Source organism: Nonomuraea sp. KM90, assembly GCF_052246675.1.
Lineage (GTDB): Bacteria > Actinomycetota > Actinomycetes > Streptosporangiales > Streptosporangiaceae > Nonomuraea.
In genome coordinates, this window is sequence record NZ_JBQQCB010000025.1 from 82075 (window position 1) to 101568 (window position 19494).

Genomic DNA, 19494 nt, shown 5'->3' on the forward strand with positions numbered 1-19494 from the left:
GGACGCGGGATGAGCGACGTCGGAGCGGCACGGCAGTTCGGCACGGGGCCGCTCTCACGGGCCTCCGCGCTGATCTACACCCTGCTGACCGTGGAGCTGCTGGTCCTGCTCACGGCCGTGCCCGGCCTGGTGGGGCTCGTCCTGCTCGACCGGCACGCCAGCAACGTCCCCCTGATGGCCGCGTGCCTGCTCCCGGCCGGCCCGGCGATCTCCGCCGCCCTCTACGCGCTGCGCCACCGCCGCCGCGAGCTGACGGAGCTGCGCCCGGCGGCGGCGTTCTGGCGCGGTTACCGGGCCAACTTCGGCGGGGTCATGAAGATCTGGGTGCCCTGGCTGCTGTTGCTGACCGTGCTCGGGACCAGCCTGGGCAACTTCTCCGCCGCCGGCGTCCCCGGCTGGTGGGCGGTGCTGCAGGTCGTCATCGCGGCCGGCTCGACGCTCTGGGTGGCCAACGCGCTGGTCGTCACGTCGCTGTTCGCGTTCAGGGCGGTGGACGTGGCCCGGCTGGCCGCCTGGTCGCTCGGCCGCTTCCCCGCCGCCACCCTTGCCAACGCCTGCCTGCTCGTCGTGGCGGGCGGCGTCACGCTGATCGCCTCCGAGGCGGTGCTGTCCCTGCTGGCCTCGGTGCTCGTGGCGACGCTCCTGTGGAACAGCCGCTCGATGATCACCGAGGTCCAGCAGAGGTTCACGCGTCAGTAGATGCGCCGCCCGCGGGCGTCGGGCACCCCCGACTTGCGCAGGAAATAGCTGTTGACCTGGTCGCGCCACTCCTCCGCGGAGCGGACCTGCTCGTCGAGCCGCTCCCGCACCCGCTCGTGCAGCGCCGGGTCCACCTCGCCCGCCAGCTTCTCCCACAGCAGCCGGATCCCGGCCGCCTCCTCGGCCCCCGCGAAGTGGGTGTCGTAGATGTGCTGGACGACGGTCGTGCCGCTGCGCAGCACGTGCTCGTACGGCACGTGGTGGAAGAACAGCAGCAGCTCGTCCGGGCAGTCGGCGAGCGACTCGTAGACCTCCGACCACGGCGTCGGGTACTGCCCCGTGAAGCCGGTGCCCGAGGCGCGGGTGCGGTCCACGCCGATGCCGTCGCGGTCGGCGAAGTGGTAGGTGCCCCACGGCGTGTACTCGTATCCGTCCACGTCGGGGCCGTAGTGGTGGCCGGGGCGGACCATGAAGCCGACGCCGAGCGGGGCCGTGTAGCGCTCGTACGTCCGCCAGGAGCCGTCCATCATCCGGTGCAGCGTGCTCCGCACCGCCCTGCCCGTCTTCTCTGGGCCCGTCTCTGGGCCTACCTCTGGGAACGTCAGGCCGATCCACTCGTCGAGGATCGCGGCCGGGTCGAGCCGCGGCGCCCAGGCGAGCCGGCCGAACGCGTACAGGTTCGCCTGGGCCAGCGGGTGCCCGGTCCAGTACGGGTCGTCGCCCACGTTGGACACCGCGACCAGGCCGCCATCGCCGGCCACCTCCGCCACCGTGCGGCCCTCGGGCCCCCAGAAGCGGAACCCGAGCACCTCGCTCCACATCGGGGCCAGGTAGCACACGTGCCGCTGCTGGCCGGTGTATTCCTGCGTCACCTGCAGCTCCACCGCCAGGCGGGTGCCCGGCATCGCCGCGATCACCGGTGACACCGGCTCGCGCACCTGGAAGTCCATGGGGCCGTACTTGACCTGGAGGATCGCGTTGTCCCTGAACTGCCCGTCGAGCGGGGCGAAGTGGTCGTGGGCCGCGCGGGCCCGGTCGGTGGAGCGGTCGCGCCAGTCCTGCCGGTGGTTGTAGACGAAAGCGCGCCAGTGCACGACCCCGCCGTGCGGCGCCAGGGCGTCGGCGAGCATGTTGGCGCCGTCGGCGTGGCTGCGCGCGTACGCGAACGGGCCCGGCTGCCCCTCCGAGTCGGCCTTCACCACGTAACCGCCGAAGTCGGGGATCGTCGCGTACACCCGCTCGGTCGTCCGCGCCCACCACTCCCGCACGCCCTCGTCCAGCGGGTCGGCGCTGTCCAGCCCGCCGAGCGCGATGGGGGAGGCGAAGTTGACCGACAGGTGCACGCGGATGCCGTACGGGCGCAGCTCCGCCGCGATCGCGGCCACCTCGCCGAGCCGGTCGGTCAGCAGGCGGGCCTCGGCGGCGTGCACGTTGACGTTGTTCACCGCGACCGCGTTGATCCCGGTCGCGGCCAGCAGGCGCCCGTAGGCCCGCACCCGGGTCAGGTCCGCCCGCAGCACACCGTCGTGCCAGAAGATCGACCCGCCCGAGTAACCGCGCTCGACCTGGCCCATCACCGGATGCACGTCGATGTTGTCCCAGTGGTCCAGCATGCGCCGCCGCAACGCCGGCCGGTACGCCTCGGCCGGCCGCTCCGCGCCGAACGCCGCCTCGCCGAGCCGGACCACCTCGAACCACCCGTACAGCAGCCCGGCCGGGTCGTCGGCGAGCACCACCGTGACACCGTCCAGGCGGCCCAGCACGAAGCCCTCAGGACCGGCCGCCGGCCCCCTGACCGCCGCCACGGCGGGCGGCAACGGGCCGGCCGACGACAGCGCGAGCACGAGGTCGCACGCCTCTCCCGGCGCGGCCACCCCGCCGCCGTACCGCTCGCAGGCGTCCGCCACCTCGGCCCGCACGGTCGCGGCGAGCGCGGAGTCGACGCCGAGCACGAGAGTGCGGCGCGAACCGATCGCGCGGAACGCCTCGGGGGGCAGCCAGGCCGGATGGACGCCGGTCAGATGGGGAATGGTCACGGGGGCTCCTTAAATCTCTCCGGAGCGAATCTACCGGTGCCCGCCGAGCAGCCCTTATGGGGTCGCGCTGCGGGGAGGACGTCGCCGCAGGAGCGTCGGAGGAGCCGGTCCGGGCGCCTCCCGCGGCAGCGCATCCACCGGTCGCCTCGCCGTGGCGGCCGGGAAGGCGGGCTGCCCGGCGGGCGCTACTTGCGGGCCTGGCCCGGCGGGGTGGCCGGCGGCTGGGCGGCGTGCTCGTCGGCGTGCTCGTTCACGGGCTCGTTCACGGGCCCGTCGGTCCTGCCCCCGAGCCCCGGCGGCTCGCGCGTCTGGCCGGGCGGGGTGTGCTCGGAGGTGGGGCCCGGCTCCGGCGCCGTGGTCCTGGTGGGGCGGGGCGTCGGTCTCCTGGTCGGAGGCGGGGTCTTGGGGGCGGCCTTCGACACCACCCGCGGCGGCGACGTGCGGCCGGCGACGGGCGGCACGTCCCGCGTACCCCGCAGGGGCGCGGGGGTGGGGGTCGGGGTGGGCTCGGGGGTGGCCGGCGGGGCCGAGGTCCCCGGGACGGTGGCGCGGCGAGGAGGGGCCGGATGCTCGACCGGCGAGGTGGCCGGGCGCGGGCTGAGGGCCGCCACCGGCCGCCGCGCGCGCTCCTTGTCACCTTCCGGGACAGGCAGCGCGTCGAGGGTGGGGGAGCTGCCGGGGATGGCGATCAGCAGGCCGGCGAGAACCAGGTGGAGGAGGCCGGCCAGCACCGTGGAGATCCGTAACGCCTGACCCCTGCGCTCACTGGACTGCGACGTACGCATTCCTGCCGGTCCCATGCGGGGGTCCTCCTGGGGGGTGAGGAAGGGGCGAACCTTTTTGATCTAGACATGGATGCCCACGACGGTCAACCCCGTAAACGTCCGGCACGTCACCGCGAGGCGGCCTCCCGGCGGGCACGAAGGCGGGCGCGATACCAGAGCAGGATCCCCACCCCGCCCGCCAGCAGCGCCCAGCCGATCGGCCGGGCGACCGCGAGATACGTGCCCGTGGGCAGCCGCACCGCCAGGACGAGCATGACCAGCGCGTGGATCGCCAGCGTGCCGCCGAGGATCGTGGTCAGCACGGCCGCGACGCGGCGGATGTCGGGCCGCCGCAGCATGGCCGCCGCCGCGGGGTTCCGCCGCGCCACCCGGCGCAGCACCACCAGGTACAGCGGCCGGCCCACGACCACGGAGACCAGCCCGGCCACGCCCAGCGGCCCGGTCAGCACCGCCTCGTGCAGCTTCAGCACCAGCGGGTTCCCGCCGCTGAGCAGCAGCGCCAGCAGGGCCACGCCGTACCCGAGCAAGGCGACCACGCCGATCGGGTCGATCCGCCGCCGTGCGGCGAACACGGCGGCGGTGCAGGCCACGGGGATGCCCGCCGCGATGGCCAGCGCCGTGGCGTCGGACCCCGCGTACGGGCGGACCAGCGCGTACGCGGCCAGCGGCACCAGCCCGTTCAGCACCCCGCTCGCCACCATCCGCCACACCCGTGCTCCGGCGCGCTTCCCGTGCGACATCGACGACGCTCCCTCGGTCAGGACTCATGCGAACCCCTCCAAGGTGGCGCGGCCGGGCCCGCCGGACCTCGGACCCGGGGTGGATCTTCCCCGTTCTCCACCCGCGGGTGGAGAACGCCTCCCGGCCGGAAGCGGGTGGAGAGCGCCTCCCGGCGGGAAGCGAATCGTGCCGGACCGGCCGGAACCGCCTGCGCTATGATCACACCGACGACGACCTGGAACGATCCCCACCCCGCCCGTCGTCGCCGCTCACGGGACACGAGGAACGATGTCGAGCATCAAAGAGGTCGCCCGGCTCGCCGGGGTCTCCGTCGGCACCGTGAGCAACGTGCTCAACCGGCCCGAGATGGTGGCCCCCGACACCCTGCGCCGCGTGCGGGAGGCGATCGAGCGGCTCGGCTACGTGCGCAACGGCTCCGCCCGGCAGCTGCGCGCCGGCCGGAGCCGCACCATCGGGGTGGTCGCGCTCGACCTGGCCAACCCGTTCTTCATCGACGTCCTGCGCGGCGTCGAGACCGTCGCCCAGCGCTCGGAGCTGACCGTGATGGTCTTCAACAGCAACAAGGACGCCACCCGCGAGGCGGGGCTGCTGGAGACGTTCGAGGAGCAGCGCCCGCTCGGCGTGCTGATCACGCCGGTCAACGACAGCGGTGAGGAGGAGCGGCTGAGCCGGCTCATCGCGCGCGGCATCCCGGTGGTGCGGTTCGACAGCTCGGCCCGCCACAGCCACGGCTGCGCCGTCGCGGTGGACGACGTGCTCGGCGGGCGGCTGGCCGGCCTGCACTTACGCGAGCGGGGACACCGCCACATCGCCTTCGCGGGCGGCCCGTTCACCGTCCGCCAGGTGCGCGAGCGGCACGACGGCCTGGCCGCCGTGCTCGGCCCCGACGACACCATGACCGTCATCCGCCTGCCCGACCTCACCGTCGCCACCGGCCGCGCCGTCGGCAAGGAGATCGCCGACCTGCCCCCCGCCGAGCGGCCCACCGCGGTCTTCTGCGCCAACGACCTGGTCGCGATCGGGGTGCTGCAGGAGATGACCCTGCGCGGCCTGCGGGTTCCGGCCGACCTGGCCATCCTCGGCTACGACGACATCGACTTCGCCGCGGCGGCCGCGGTGCCGCTGTCGTCGATCCGGCAGCCGCGCGAGCAGCTCGGCCACACCGCCGCCACGCTCCTGCTGGAGGAGGCCAACCAGCCCGCCGGGCACGAGCACCGCCAGGTCATCTTCCAGCCCGACCTGATGGCCCGCACCTCGACCGCAGCGCCCGTGCCCGCGGCGCCCTGACCGTCACCCTCCCACCGTCACCCTCCGGCCGTCACCCTCCGGCCGTCACCCTCCGGCCGTCACCCTCCGGCCGTCACCCTCCGGCCGTCACCCTCCGGCCGTCACCCTCCGGCCGTCACCCTCCGGCCGTCACCCTCCGGCCGTCACCCTCTGGCCGTCACCCGCATTCGTGCCCGTGGTGCGCGGGGACGTCCAGCGTCGGGTTGCGGTCGAAGAAGCCGACCGGCTTGAGCCGGAAACCCGCGTGGTCCACCGGCATGATCGGCCACTCCTCGGGCCGGGGCGCGTGGGTGAACCCGAAGACGTGCCAGACGACCAGCGGGCGGCCGTCGAGGTCGCGGTCGGCGGCGGCGAACGCGGGCAGCCCCGCGCCGCCCGGGTGCTGGTTGACGAAGTCGCCGGCCGGGTAGCGCTCGGCCGGGTCGTACGCGGTGACCCACAGGTGCCGGGTGGCGAACGCGGCCCGCGCGGCGATGGAGGAGCCCGGGTCGGCCAGCAGCAGCGGCTTGCCCTCGGGGTGGAGCGCGTACGCCACCGGGTCGCCGAGCGCGTTGCGCGAGCCCGGGTTCGTGATGTGCCAGGCCCGGTTGACGCTCCCGTCGGCCACCCGCTGCGCCTGGCTCTCCCTGGTCAGCGGCGTCCTACGGTAGGTGAAGGCGTTCCCGCGCGGGTTGCCGTCGCCCATGGGGACGCGGGCGACGTCGACCTCCTCCACCCGGTTGGCCGGCCCGTCCACCGCCATGTCCAGGCGCGCGCAGAACAGGTGCTGGTGGTACGGCGCCGCCAGGCCCGGCGCGACCTGCGCCGCGTACGCGGACCCGCCGTCGGGGTAGGCCGCGGTGAACAGCACGCCGGTGGCCTTGACCTCGAACTCGATGACGCCGTCGAGGTAGAGGTACCAGTAGAAGCCGTAGTCGTAGTTGCCGACGGTGGTGAAGAAGGACAGCACCATGCGGCGCTGCCGCCGGACCTCCGACGAGTGCGCCCACAGGTCCGTGTGCTTCCACAGGATGCCGTGGTCCTCCTCGTGCAGGCAGATCGCGTTCGGCAGCGTGCGCGGGGCGCCGTGCGCGTCGGCGACCACGGCGTCGAGGTAGGTGATCTCGCCCACGCAGTCGCAGCCGCGCTCCAGGGAGTTGGCGTACTGGCCGATCAGGTACTCACCGGTGTCGAAGTAGTTCTGCCAGGAGCGCACCGGGGACGGGTCGGCGTACGGGACCACCATCTCGGCGATCGAGGCGCGGTCGACGATCGGGCGGCGGCGGCCCGTGTCCCTGTCGTCGAAGGCGATCTGGTGCAGGATCAGCCCCTCGCGGGCGTCGAAGCCGATGCGCAACGACCAGTTCTCCCAGCGCAGCAGGTTCCCCTCCAGGGTGAAGCTGGGGCCCTCCGGCTGGGTGATCTCGATGGGCCGCTGCGTGGTGCGCGGGGGGCCGGTGACGGCGGGGTCGTCGAAGTTGCCCGACACGGCCGGCACCGGGACCGGGCCGTGGTCGATGACCTGGTCCACGGAGCGGTTGAGGACGTCCACGTACGCGAGGAGTCCGTCCACCGGGTGCGCCCAGACGTGGTCCTTCTCGTGCTCCTGCACGAAGGCGAGCCCGCGCAGGATGCGGCGGCCGGCCTCGCCCGGGTACTCGTCCGCGTACACGCCCGCCGACAGCGGGCACACCCGGACCCGGGAGACGTCCAGGCCCCGGCTCTTCAGCGCGGCGATCCACCGCTCGTCGGTGGACAGGATCTCCTCGACCACCGCGAACTCCGCGTCCAGCACGGGAGGCTGGCCGTCGGTCGCCGGGTCCAGCGCGCGGTCGGAGTCGACCGCCTCCCGGGTGATGGAGACGATCACGTCGCGGGGGGCGGCCCCGCCGACGTCGAGCAGCAGGACCCGGGCCCGGCGGTCGACCGGGTCCCCGGGCGTGTGGGCGCGCAGCGCGTCCTTGGCCGGCTCCTCCAGGCCGGCGTACGCGACGCGGGTGGTCTCCTTGACCAGCCCGGAGGCGGTCAGCACGGCATGGGCGGCGGTGAGCTCGGCGGGCGCCAGCGGGTCGAGCGGGTGCGGGGTGGCGGTCATGGCTTCTCCCTCGGACGGGGGGGGTACGCCCGCCAGCGAACACCACGGGGATCCCGATTTCCAGGGCCCGGCCGCGTACGAGATCGGCAACCGATTGTCTTCGCCGCCGTTCGGTGTTACACATGCGGGAGTCAACCCTCTTGTCAGCACCAAGCACCCTCAGCGCGCCTCTTTCCAGGAGTGGCGATGTCGCACGGTCCCGGGCGGGTAGCAAGGCTCAGCGGGTTCGTGGTCGCGGTCGCGGCCGTGCTCGTTCCGTTCCTGACGGCGGTGCCGGCGGGCGCCGCGCGGGCCGAGGTGGACGTCCACCGCTACCTCGAGGATCCCGGGATGGTCGCGGAGGGGCAGCAGGCCCCGCACACCGTGCTGCGGCCGTACGCCGACGCCCGCTCGGCCGCCCGCTCGGTCGGCGCCGACATCACCGAGCACGACGCCCGCTCGCCCTGGATCGCCACCCTCAACGGCGACTGGCGGCTGCACCTCGCCCAGCGGCCCGAGGAGGTGCCGGAGGGCTTCCACGCCGCCGGCCACGACGTGTCGCGCTGGCCGACGGCCAAGGTGCCGCACACCTGGCAGTCCGACTTCACCGACCACCCGATGTTCCGCAACATCACCGAGGAGGTCTGGCCGGACGACCCGCCCAGGGTGCCCCGCGACGTGAACCCGACCGGCGCGTACGTCCGCCAGATCGACGTCCCCGGCACCTGGTCCGGGCGGCGGGTGTTCCTCCGGTTCGAGGGCGTCACCAGCGGCTACTTCGTCTGGGTCAACGGCGAGTACGTCGGCTACGACCAGGGCGGCTACACCCCGGCCGAGTTCGAGGTGACCGAGGCCCTGCGGCCGGGGGCGAACCGGGTGGCCGTGCAGGTGCACCGGTGGGGGGCGGGGTCGTACCTGGAGGACTACGACCAGTGGCGCTACAGCGGCATCTTCCGCGACGTCTGGATGTACGCCACCCCGCGGACATTCCTGCGCGACGCCTACGTCACCACCGACCTGGACGACCGCTACCGCGACGCCACGCTCACCGCGCGCGTCCAGGTGGCGGGCGCGGCCGTGGGCCACAGCGTGCGCGGCACGCTGACCGACCCGCGCGGCAGGCAGGTCGCCACGGTCACGCAGCCGGTGGACGGCTCCGGCGGCGCCACCCTCACCGCGCAGGTGAGCGACCCGGCCAAGTGGAGCGCCGACTCACCCACGCTGTACGCCCTCGCTCTGGAGCTGCTCGGCCCCGACGGCAGGCCGCTGCACGCCACCGCCCAGGCGGTCGGCTTCCGCGAGGTGGAGGTGCGCGACCGCCAGGTGCTCGTCAACGGCGAGCGCATCCTCATCAAGGGCACCAACCGCGCCGAGACCGACCCCGACACCGGCCGCCACGTCACCCGCGCGGCCCAGCGGCGCGACGTGGAGCTCATGAAGAGCCTGCACATCAACGCCGTCCGCACCTCCCACTACCCCTCCGACCCCTACCTGTACGACCTCGCCGACCGGTACGGCCTGTGGATCGCCGACGAGGTCGACATCGAGACCCACTCGCGCGAGTCGTGCCCGCGCAACTGCCTGGCCGACCGGCCCGAGTGGCAGGCCGCCTTCGCCGACCGCTTCCGCGCGATGGTCGTCAGGGACAGGAACCACCCCAGCGTCATCATCTGGGACACCGGCAACGAGGCCGGGCTCGGGGCCGCGCATTACGCGATGGCCGAGTGGGCCGACGCCAACGAGCCCACCCGGCTGCTCTACCACCAGTCCAACAGCCCCAACGGCGACGCCCCGTACGCCGACGTGTGGGGCCCGCGCTACCCCACTCCCGGCTACGTGGACTCCATCGGCAGGACCACCACGCGCCCGGTCGTGTTCGGCGAGTACGCCCACGCGATGGGCAACAGCCTGGGCAACTTCGACCGGTTCTGGGAGCTGATCCGCCGCTACCCGTCCCTGCAGGGCGGCTTCATCTGGGACTGGGCCGAGGCCAACCTGCGCCAGCCGCTGGTGTTCACGCCCGACTCCTCCCGCAACCGGATCCAGACCTTCCTCGTCGGCAAGCCCCGCGCCGTCCAGGGCCGGCGCGGCCAGGCCGTCGAGCTGTCCAGCTTGGACGACTTCGTCGACGTCTTCAGGGACCGCCGGCTGGACCTCACCGGCGAGGCCGTCACCCTGGACGCCTGGGTCAAGCCCGGCCAGTGGGCGGGCAGCTTCCCCATCGTGACCAAGGGGCGGGCGTACGCGCTGCAGATGCGCGACTCGGAGATGCTGGAGTTCGGAGTCACGACCGGCGCGGGATGGAAGGCCGTCGCCGCCGCTGTGCCCGCCGGCTGGTACGGCGCCTGGCACCGCGTCACCGGCTCCTACGACGGCACGCAGCTGCGCCTGTCCGTCGACGGGCAGCAGGTCGCGACCGCCGCGCAGACGGGCGCCCTCGCCCCCGGCCTGTACGAGGTCAACGTCGGCCGCAACGCCGAGACCCAGCAGGACAACACGCCCACGAGGCTGGCCCGCGGCGTCATCGACGACGTCCGCGTGTACGCCGCCGCGGCGCCGTCCGGCGACCCGGTCCTGGCCCTCGACTTCGACCGGTACGAGCGGCGCGGCGACTTCCTCAGCCTCGGCCTGAGCCTGTCCGGCACGGACGGCCTGGTCGGCTCCGACCGCTACCTCCAGCCGGAGACGACCGAGATGGCCTGGGCGCATGCCCCCGTGCGGTTCACCTCCGCCGACCCGGCGACCGGCAAGGTACGCGTGCACAACGAGCAGCCGGCCGGCGCGCTCCACGTCAAGGTGCGCTGGTCGCTGGAGGAGGTCGACCGCACGCTCCGGTCGGGCACCCGCGACCTGCGGCTGGACCCGGGCGGCAGCGCCGACCTCGACCTCGGTGCCGCGCCGGCCAACCCCCGGGACCGGCAGCGCTGGCTGAACGTCGAGGCCGTGGCCGCCGACCCGCCCCGATGGGCGCCCAAGGGCTGGCGGCACGGCTGGCAGCAGTTCGCCGCCGGCGGGCGCGTGGTGCCCGGCATCGCCCAGCCGCCCGCCGGGACGCCCGAGCTGCGCCGCGACGGCGACACGGTCACCGTCTCCGGCCAGGGCTGGCGCTATCGGTTCGAGGGTGGCGCCCTGACCTCGATGAGCTCCGGGGGCCGCGAGCTGCTGCGCGCCGGTCCCCGGCTGGACGTCTACCGCCCGCCCACCAGCAACGAGACCTACGACTGGGGCACCGCCGACCGCGACGTGTGGCACCGGGCGGGGCTCGACCGGCTGCGTACGCGGGTCACCGCCGTGCGGGCGGACCTGGACGGTGACGCCGCGGTCGTGGAGGTCACCGGGACGGCCGCCGCGCCCGGCATGGAGAGCCTGCTGTCGTTCGAGGAGAGCCTGACGTACCGGGTCGACGGCCGGGGCACCATCACCCTGCGGCACCGGGTGGTCCCGAGCGGCTCCCGCCTGACCACGCTGCCGTACCTGCCCCGGGTCGGCGTACAGGTCCGGGTGCCGGACTCGATGCGCGAGCTCGCCTACTACGGCAAGGGCCCGCACGAGACGTACAACGACCGCGCCGGCGGCGCCTTCACCGGCGTCTGGCGGGGTGACGTCGACGACGAGTACGTGCGCTACTCCCGTCCCCAGGCCCACGGCAACCACACCGGGTCCCGCTGGATCACGCTCAACGACGGCCGCGCCGGGCTGCTCGTCGGCCGCTCGGACGGCGGCATCGACGTCAGCGCCACCCGGTACGACGAGCTGGACCGCGCCGAGTACGACTTCCAGCTCCCCCTCGTCCGCAACGACGGCTGGATCACCCTGCACGCCGCGATCGGCGAGACCGGCATGGGGGAGACCCCCAACTCGGTGCTGGACGAGTACCGCGTGCCCGCCACCAAGACCCAGGACTACACGCTGACGCTGCGCCCCCTCACCGCCAAGGAGGTACGGGCCGGCGGCGTGGTCGACTCCGACGCCATCGCGCCCTGCCCGCCCGGCGTCACCGCGACCGGCGACGGGAACGCGGAGCCCGGCGCGCCCGAGCGGATCACCGTGACCGTCGAGGCCACCTGCGCCGACGGGCTGACCGGCGCGCGCGCCACCCTGGCCGCGCCGCGGGGCTGGACGGTGACGCCCGCCACGGCCGACCTCGGCCGGGTCGCCCAGGGCACGCCCGCCGAGGCCGCCTTCACGGTCACCCCGCCGGCGGACGCCGACTTCGGCGAGCACGAGCTGACCGCCACGGTCACGGCCACCTCCGCGGGCTTCCCGGTCACCGCCCGCGCCACGACGCCCCTGCGCACCCCGCTGCCCCCGGGCGGCGTCTGGGTCAGCGACCTGCCGTTCACGGCGGCGGAGAACGGCTGGGGGCCGGTGGAGCGCGACCGGAGCAACGGCGAGCAGCCGGCCGGCGACGGCCGGACGTTGTCCATCGGCGGCCGGACGTACGAGAAGGGCATCGGCGCCCACGCCCCCTCACGCATCGCCGTCGACCTCGGCGGGCGGTGCACGACCTTCCGGGCCGACGTCGGGGTGGACGACGAGATGGGCGGGAGCGGGTCCGTCGCCTTCGAGGTGTGGGTGGACGGGCAGCGGCGGGCCGCCTCCGGCGTACTGACGGGGGCGGGCGGGGCGGAACCGCTGTCGGCCGACGTCGCGGGCGGCGCGCTGCTGGAGCTGCGTGTCACGGACGGCGGCGACGGCAACGGCGCCGACCACGCCGACTGGGCCGCCGCCCGCCTCAGCTGCCCCCCAGCCCCCTGACCCGCCCCCCTCCAGCTTCCGGACCTCCCTGCCGGAACGGGATGGGGCGACGGTTCAGGACCCGATGCGGACGGGGAGGGTGCGCGGGCCGCGCACCTGGCCGGTGGACCAGGTCACCGCCCCCGGGTCGGCCAGGCCGAACACCGGGACCCGCTCCAGCCAAACCTCCAGCGCGATCCGCAGCTCCATCCGCGCCAGGTGCGACCCCAGGCACCGGTGGATCCCCAGCCCGAACGCCGCGTGCCGGTTCACCTCCCGGTCGATGACCACCTCACCGGCCCGGTCGAACTGCTCCGGGTCCCGGTTGCCCGCCGGGAACGACAGCAGCACCCAGTCGTCCGCCTTCATGTCCACGCCGTTCCACCGCATGTCCTCCTTGACCAGCCGGGCCATCGTGACCGGCGCATAGGCCCGCAGGAACTCCTCCATCGCCGTCGGCAGCAGCCCCGGCTCGGCCACCAGCCGCTCCCGGTCGGCCGGAGTCCTGGCCAGGTGCCAGAGCGAGGCGCCGATCGCGCTCCACGTCGTGTCGATGCCCGCGATGAGCAGCAGCGCCATCGTGCCCGCCACGTGGGCCGCCTCGAGCTTGCGGCCGCCCAGCTCGGCGTCCACGAGATAGGTGGTCAGGTCGTCGCGCGGATGGTCCACGTGGTCGCGGATCTGGGCGAGCAGGTAGTCGAACAGCTCGTCCATGTTCGCCATCCGCTCCTCGGGCGGCAGGTTGACGCCTTCGAGCACGTGCTCGATGAACGTGCGGAACCGCGGGCCGTCCTCCGGCGGGAAGCCGAGGAGGTCGGCGATCACCCGCGTGGGGATGTGCTGGGCGTAGTCGCGGGCGGCGTCCACGACCTCCTGCCCCTCTAACGCGTCGATCAGCTCGTGGCAGAACGCCCGCGTCGCCGCCTCCCGCCTGGCCACCGCGGTCTTGGTGAAGGCCGGGAGCAGCAGCTTGCGCGCGTGGTGGTGGAACGGCGGGTCGGACGAGATCGGCGGCGAGCTGCCCATCGGCGCCAGCTCGACCGGCGGGCGGAAGTTGCTCATGATGATCGCCCGCGAGGAGAACCGCTCGGTGTCGTACGCGATCGCCGCCACGTCCTCGTAGCGGGTCGGCAGCCACCCGCCGCCGAACCGCCCGGTGTGCGCGATCGGGCAGCGCTCCCGCAGGTCGTCGATGATGGGGTACGGGTCGGCGGCCCACTCCGGCTCGAGATGGGAGAAGTCCATCGCCCAGTCCGAGACCGGGCCGGTGACGATCGGGCTGCGGATGCCGGCGAGCTCGTCGTCCCCGGGCTCGCGGGAGCGCTCGATGAAGCGGTCGTCCACCGTCATGTCAGACCCCCTCGCCCGTGTCGATCGCGTGCTCGGGGCAGTTGGCCACCGCCAGGCGCGCCGCCCGCTCCTGGCCCGGCGCCACGAGGCCGTCCCCGAGCACCTGCCCGTAGCCCTCGTCGTCCTCGCCGAACAGCTCTGGCGCCAGGTCGTAACAGCGGCCGTGCCCTTGGCACCGCTCGGAGTTGATCTGGAGTTTCACGGTGTTGCCTCCGTTTGTGCGGTGGTGTCGGCAGGGGCGAGAGCGGTGATGACCCGGGAGAGCAGCGCGGCCCACTCCTCGTCGTCCACCGGATGCAGGTCCGGGGTGACGAGGGCGCTGCCCATCGCGAGCAGAAGACAGAAGTGCGCGAGCGCGTCCGGCGACAGCCCGGTGTCGACCTCGCCATCGCCCTGGGCGACGCGTACGAGGCCGGCGATCCATCCGGCCCGCTCACCGATGTAGTCCCGCATCGGCCCGGCCACGTCCTCGTCCCGGCGGGCCGCGATCAGCGCCTCGACGATGAGGTACCCCTGCGCCTCGCGGCGCCGCGGCAACCCGCGGCCGAGGGCGAGCAGCAACTCGGTGGCCGACCGGTCGGGGTCGGCGGCGAACAGGCTGGCCAGCAGGCGCCGCCCGTGCGCCCGCAGCGCGGCCACGAGCAGGTCAGCCTTGGAGCCGAAGTGCGCGTACAGGGCGCCGTTGCTCACCCCGGCCGCCGCGGCGATGTCCGCCACGCGCGTGCCGTCGTACCCCCGCTCCGCGAACGCGTCGGCGGCGGCGCGCAGCAACCGCTCGCGGGTCTCGGCTGCGGTGACTCCGGCGATGCGTCCCATGAACGAATTTAAAAAGTCATTCATTTGAATCGTCAAGATGCCTGGCCCAAGCCAATGGACTCCATGCTCAGCCGTGACACGTTGGAACCTGGCCACGGTTGTCGGCACGCCCGGGGACGGACCCGTTCGGGTCACTCCCCCCCGGCGACAATAGGCAGATGCAGGATTTATCGACCAAAGCTGTCCTGGGGCGTGCGGCCCTCGTCGGGTTGGTGACGGGCATCCCCACGGCCACCATCTGGGCGGACATGCACGGGGAAGACCTCGACGGGGCCAACCTCCAGCCGGCCCTGTTCCTCCTGGCGATAGTCCTGGGTACGGTGGGCGCTCGGCTGGCCGGGCTGCCGCACTGGGGCGGGGTCGGTCTGGTCGGGGGCTCTGCGACCTGGTTGCTCATTGATGCCCTCGCGGTGCTGGTGCCGGTGCCGGAACTGTTCGGCCCTCTACCGGCCCTTGTCATCCCGGTCTACGTGGTCGGTGGTGCTGTCGGCCTCGCCCTGTCGGCGTGGTCGTTCATGGCGCCCCATCGCTGGTGGGCGGTAGCCCTGACCGGAGTCGTGCCCCTCGGATCCTGGGGCGCGGCGCAGTACAAGCCGCAGATCCTGGCTTGGTCGGAGATCCGCGACTTCGAAAAGGCCGGCGTGCCGCTGATCGCTCCGACGATCGAGGGTTACCGGCTGGTCCACGTGGGTCTCCATCCAGCCGGGAAGAAGGAGCCGGAACCGTCCACCTGGCTGGAGTACTGGCGGGACGCCACGCCGAATCGGGCATTCTCCGAGATCCAGGTCACGGTCTGGCCCGCCGCGGCCGGAAACCCGCGGGATTCCTGCTTGGCGGTCACCGAGGACTTCGGAGTTCCGCTGCGCTGCAAATCGCTCCCGGGAGACCGATGGGTCCGGACCGGTGCCGAGTCCTCCTGGGTCACCGTCTTCGCCAGGTCGGGCGATGCGCTGGTCATGCTCAACGGTTCGAGTATCGCTGAGGCTGACCTGGTGGCGGTGCTGTCCACCTTCCGTCCCGTCTCGGCCGTCGAACTTGCCATGGTCACGTGACCGGCAGGAGTACGGCGGCGCCTGGCTCGGCATTGTGCCTTCACCGCGGAGTTGGCGGACTGCGCTTGAGTCGGCGAGCTTCGCGCGTTCCACGGGCGGGGACGGGCTGCTTCGGCCGGCTCGATCTGCTGCGTCTTCGCTGGTGAGGGCAAGGCGGCGATGTCCGCCGGTTGAAGCGCTCAGTCACGGCAAACGGGCCATATGTCTGTGCCGCCGGAACTACTGGGCCACAATGGCCCGCATGCCCACCATGCCGGAAGATCACGTTGAGACTGCACATCCGTCCCGATTCAACGACTACGACAGCATCGCCGAGGGGTACACGGCCGAGAACGAGACCAGCCTCCTGAACGCGTACTACGAGCGTCCCGCGATGCTGGAACTCGCCGGGGACGTGACCGGCCGGCGCATCCTCGACGCCGGCTGCGGCTCGGGCCCCCTGTTCGCCGAGCTGCGCGATCGAGGCGCCAACGTCACCGGCATCGACGCGAGCGCCGGGATGCTGGAGATGGCCCGACAGCGGCTGGGCACCGACGCAGACCTGCGGGTCGCCGACCTGGCCAGCCCGCTGCCCTTCCCCGACGACACCTTCGACGACGTCATCGCGTCGCTGGTGCTGCACTACCTGGAAGACTGGGAACCGACACTGGCCGAGCTTCGACGCGTGCTGAAGCCTGGCGGCCGACTCCTCGTCTCGGTCGAGCATCCTTTCTGCATCACCCTCTGGCAGCACATGGCCGGGAAAAAGCCCAAGTACTTCGAGACCCGTATCCGGACCGATGAATGGACCATGGGTGGGCAGACCGCCCAGATGCGCTTCTGGGACCGGCCGCTGCACGCGATGACCGAGGCCTTCACCGCGGCTGGCTTTCGCATCAGCGTCATCAGCGAACCGCCGTTTGTGCCGGAGGCCCGCGAACTGTTCCCCGAGGAGTTCCGCGAGATCACCGGCACGAGGTTCCTGAGCTTCCTGTTCTTCGTTCTAGAAGCCGGCTGACGGCGCCTCGCGGACCCGGTGGTACCCGGGCGGGTACCACCGGGCCTGCCGCATGAGCCATATCGGTGGCCGTTCGGTACGCTCTCCGACCCGGTCAGCAGGCTCGGACCCCTGGCCAGGAGCCGTTGCCATTCATCAGCGCACTTCCGGACGACCTCACCGCACTCAGGTGATGCCGCGTCTGGCCAGGTCAAGACGGCCGCGCACACCGAGTTTGCGATAGATCCGGGTGAGGTTCGCCTCGACCGTCTTGACGCTGATCATCATCGTGGCGGCGATCTCCGCGTTGGTGCCGCCGAGGATGACCAGTTCGGCGACTCGCTTCTCGGCCGGAGTGAGGACGCCGTCGCCGGCGTGGGTGAGACGAGCCTGCTGGGTGGCCGCCAGGTCCGCCCAGCATCGGGCTCCGAGGCCGACGAAGAGCGCGGTGGCCTCGTTCAGGGTGCGGGCCGCCGCGCGGCGCAGGCGGCCGCGGCGTTGCGCCGTGCCGAGCACCAGCAGGCACCGGCCGAGCTCCAATGGCAGGCCGCGGTCGCGGGCTTCGGCCGCCGCGTCCGTGGCCGCCTCGGCCGCCGGCACCGGGTCACGTCGCGCCAGGTGCAGCACCGCGGCGGCGCGCCCGCCGGTGATCCGGGCCCACGGGTGGTCCAGATGGGCGGCGGTGCCCTGGAGGAGGCGCAGCTCCGCCTCGGCCTCGTCGAGCCGCCCCACCCTGGCGTACGCCTCGATCACATCCCCGAAGATCGGGAACGCGCCGGGATCGACGATGCCCATCCCGCGCAGCCGCTCCACCAGCGGGTGCAGCCATCCGAGAGCCGCAGCGGGCTCGTCAAGCGACAGTTCCAGGAATCCGAGCACGGAGCGGCACAGCAGCGAGTACGCCAGGTCGTTCTGCTCCTCCGCCTGCACGATGCCTTCCGCGGCGACGGCCCGCGCTCGGTCCACCTCACCGTACGAGGCCGCCACGAGCGACACCTCGTACGCTGTCACGCCCGGCTGGAGGTTGCCGGTCTCGCGCTCATGCCGCTCCACCGCCGTCGCGTGCTCCCGGGCCTCCCGCCACATGCCCGCGCGCCACTGGGCCTCCACCAGATGGGTCCATACGCCGGCCACGCTCTCGCGTGCCCCGCGGTGCTCGGCGACCTGGATCACCGTCCGCATCAGCTTCATGGCGGGTTCGATCTCGCCCCTGCTGACGTGCCACAGCGCCAGCTTCAGCTCGGGCGCCTGGTAGGGGATGCGCATGTCCGCGAGCCCCGGTACGTCGGCGGCGGCGCGCAGCAGCTTGCCGGCCTCGGGATCGCCGGACAAGAAGGACAGCCACCCGTGATAGCCCAGCGCCTTGCGCAACACCACCGGATCTCCGGCGGACGGCGCCTGCCGGACGGCCTTCTCCGCGTGCGCCCGCCCTTCGGACAGCCGCAGGAGCAGCACGCCCACGGTGACGGCCAGGTCACTGTTGACCTCTGCCGCCCGGCCTGGACGGTCGCGGAAATCGTCGGCGGCGATTGTGAACAGCCGGACGGACTCCTCCACGTCGGCCTCTAGCTTGGCGGCGCGTGCCATGAACTCCCCACGCAGCTCCACCGGTACGTCCGCCAGCCATGAGCCGGCCAGCGACTGCGCCTCGTTCCACTCGGCCGCCACCACCAGACAGTCCAGCCAGAAGAGCTTGCGCCGCCACGCGGGCGCGCCACGCTGGTCCGGCGTGAGCGACACCGCCGCACCGGCCAGGCCCCCGGCACGGGTGGGCGCACCGCTGAAGAACATCCTCTCCGCCGCCGCGTGGACCGTCGCGGCCAGCTCCTCATCGGGCTCTTCCGCACCGGCTGCGAGGTGCCCGGCCGCCTCGTCGGGGTCCTCGGTGGCCGCCGCCAGCCGCCTGTGCAGCTTGCGCAGCGCGGGGCCGGTCAACGTCGCCTGGGCGACCTCGCTCAGCAGCGGATGCGTGAAGGTCAGTACGGGATCTGGCGGCCGGGCGGCGAGAATGTCCGCCTCCAGCGCCTCGTCCACGGCGGCGTCGGCTCGCTCTCCGAAGAGCACGCGCAGGAGACGCCTGGTGGGACGCCGGCACAGGGCGGCGACCTGGACCGCCGCATACGACGGCGGAGGCAGGCGTTCCAGACGGTCGCGCAGGGACTTGCTCAGGTCGGTGGGAACCCGGACGGATCCGCGCTTCGGCTCGCGCGCGGTCTCCCGCGCGAGTTCGAGTGCCGCGTACGGGTTGCCCGCGGCGAGGGTGACGATCCGCTGGATGAGCCCGGATGAGCGGAAGCCGGGGAATCGCCGGCCGATCAGCGTGGCCAGCGATTCCTCGTCCAGGCCCGCCAGGTCCAGCCTGAGCAGGTCGGGACCGAGCTCGTGCCGCAGCACCGGGCCCAGCCCCTGGTCGGAATGGGCGGTGCGGACCGTGACCAGCCAGCCCAGCCGGCTGTCGGTCAGCCAGGTGGCCGCCATGCCGAGCAACCGCCTGGTGTCGGGGTCGAGCCACTGCTCGTCGTCGACCACGATGAGCAGCCGCCCGGCGGCCAGCGCGCGAATGGCGGCGACCGCGGCCCGGGCGATCAACGCAGGCTCGGGCGGCCTGGAGGCGGGCGCGAGCCGTAACGCGGCGCGCAGCGCGGCCGCCTGCACCTCGGGCAGCAGGTCCAGGACGCCGAGGACGGCGGGGTCGAGCAGGTCGGCCAGATTCGCCAGCGGGACGCCGACCTCGGTACGCAGGCCGGTGGTGGCCAGCACATTCCAACCCGACGCCTTGGCCAGCTCCGCGACCGTACGGCAGAGCAGCGTCTTTCCCGCTCCCGGCTCCCCGCTGATCAACATCCCCAGCGGCGTCCTGCCGGCCTGCAGCGCGAGGCGGCACGCCGACAGCTCGGAATCTCGTCCGAGCACCCTCATGGCGTCAGGCTAACGCGGCGCTCACACATAGGGGATCCCCCGA

General features: G+C 73.1%; 13 protein-coding genes. 5 read left to right on the forward strand and 8 right to left on the reverse strand.

Annotated elements, in window-relative coordinates; all coding sequences use genetic code 11:
- Window positions 1-9: 9 nt before the first annotated feature.
- Window positions 10-699 (forward strand): DUF624 domain-containing protein, encoded by a 690-nt coding sequence (locus ACTWPW_RS25400; protein WP_443170097.1) that lies wholly within the window; start codon window positions 10-12, stop codon window positions 697-699.
- Here ACTWPW_RS25400 and ACTWPW_RS25405 read toward each other — a convergent pair.
- The 3 genes from ACTWPW_RS25405 to ACTWPW_RS25415 all read right to left on the reverse strand — a co-directional run bounded on the left by ACTWPW_RS25405 (window position 693) and on the right by ACTWPW_RS25415 (window position 4260).
- A complete protein-coding gene (locus ACTWPW_RS25405; protein WP_443170098.1) occupies window positions 693-2735 on the reverse strand; it encodes an alpha-glucuronidase in 2043 nt (680 codons plus the stop codon). The genes ACTWPW_RS25400 and ACTWPW_RS25405 overlap by 7 nt on opposite strands.
- A gap of 185 nt (window positions 2736-2920) precedes the next feature.
- Window positions 2921-3535, reverse strand: coding sequence for a hypothetical protein (locus tag ACTWPW_RS25410; protein WP_375111552.1), 615 nt, complete (start codon window positions 3533-3535; stop codon window positions 2921-2923).
- A 92-nt stretch (window positions 3536-3627) separates the two neighbouring features.
- Complete coding sequence (locus tag ACTWPW_RS25415; protein ID WP_443170099.1) at window positions 3628-4260, reverse strand: VC0807 family protein; 633 nt, start codon at window positions 4258-4260, stop codon at window positions 3628-3630.
- Between the two features lie 268 nt (window positions 4261-4528).
- On the opposite strand from ACTWPW_RS25415, the gene ACTWPW_RS25420 reads away from it, so the two are divergent.
- Complete coding sequence (locus tag ACTWPW_RS25420; RefSeq protein ID WP_443170100.1) at window positions 4529-5548, forward strand: LacI family DNA-binding transcriptional regulator; 1020 nt, start codon at window positions 4529-4531, stop codon at window positions 5546-5548.
- A gap of 157 nt (window positions 5549-5705) precedes the next feature.
- Here ACTWPW_RS25420 and ACTWPW_RS25425 read toward each other — a convergent pair whose 3' ends face one another.
- On the reverse strand, window positions 5706-7622 hold the full coding sequence (locus ACTWPW_RS25425; RefSeq protein WP_443170101.1) for a primary-amine oxidase: 1917 nt from the start codon (window positions 7620-7622) through the stop codon (window positions 5706-5708).
- A gap of 186 nt (window positions 7623-7808) precedes the next feature.
- Here ACTWPW_RS25425 and ACTWPW_RS25430 point away from each other — a divergent pair, with 186 nt between their 5' ends.
- Window positions 7809-12359, forward strand: coding sequence for a glycoside hydrolase family 2 TIM barrel-domain containing protein (locus ACTWPW_RS25430; protein ID WP_443170102.1), 4551 nt, complete (start codon window positions 7809-7811; stop codon window positions 12357-12359).
- A gap of 54 nt (window positions 12360-12413) precedes the next feature.
- On the opposite strand, the gene ACTWPW_RS25435 is transcribed toward ACTWPW_RS25430, so the two are convergent.
- From ACTWPW_RS25435 to ACTWPW_RS25445, 3 genes are read right to left on the reverse strand one after another with little or no spacing between them, the layout of a single operon-like run.
- Window positions 12414-13688, reverse strand: coding sequence for a cytochrome P450 (locus ACTWPW_RS25435; protein ID WP_375111547.1), 1275 nt, complete (start codon window positions 13686-13688; stop codon window positions 12414-12416).
- Window position 13689: 1 nt separating this feature from the next.
- Window positions 13690-13890 carry a ferredoxin gene (locus ACTWPW_RS25440; RefSeq protein WP_375111546.1) on the reverse strand — a complete coding sequence of 67 codons (201 nt, stop codon included), beginning with the start codon at window positions 13888-13890 and terminating at the stop codon, window positions 13690-13692.
- A complete protein-coding gene (locus ACTWPW_RS25445; RefSeq protein WP_443170103.1) occupies window positions 13887-14504 on the reverse strand; it encodes a TetR family transcriptional regulator in 618 nt (205 codons plus the stop codon). Before ACTWPW_RS25445 ends, ACTWPW_RS25440 begins: the two co-directional genes overlap by 4 nt.
- A 158-nt stretch (window positions 14505-14662) precedes the next feature.
- Between ACTWPW_RS25445 and ACTWPW_RS25450 the strand changes: the two genes are divergently transcribed.
- Window positions 14663-15556 (forward strand): hypothetical protein, encoded by an 894-nt coding sequence (locus tag ACTWPW_RS25450; RefSeq protein ID WP_375111545.1) that lies wholly within the window; start codon window positions 14663-14665, stop codon window positions 15554-15556.
- A 232-nt stretch (window positions 15557-15788) separates the two neighbouring features.
- The gene (locus ACTWPW_RS25455; protein ID WP_443170104.1) at window positions 15789-16553 is read left to right on the forward strand and encodes a class I SAM-dependent methyltransferase; all 765 of its coding nucleotides are present in this window, start codon (window positions 15789-15791) and stop codon (window positions 16551-16553) included.
- Between the two features lie 165 nt (window positions 16554-16718).
- Here ACTWPW_RS25455 and ACTWPW_RS25460 read toward each other — a convergent pair whose 3' ends face one another.
- Complete coding sequence (locus tag ACTWPW_RS25460; protein WP_443170105.1) at window positions 16719-19451, reverse strand: AAA family ATPase; 2733 nt, start codon at window positions 19449-19451, stop codon at window positions 16719-16721.
- Window positions 19452-19494 lie beyond the last annotated feature (43 nt).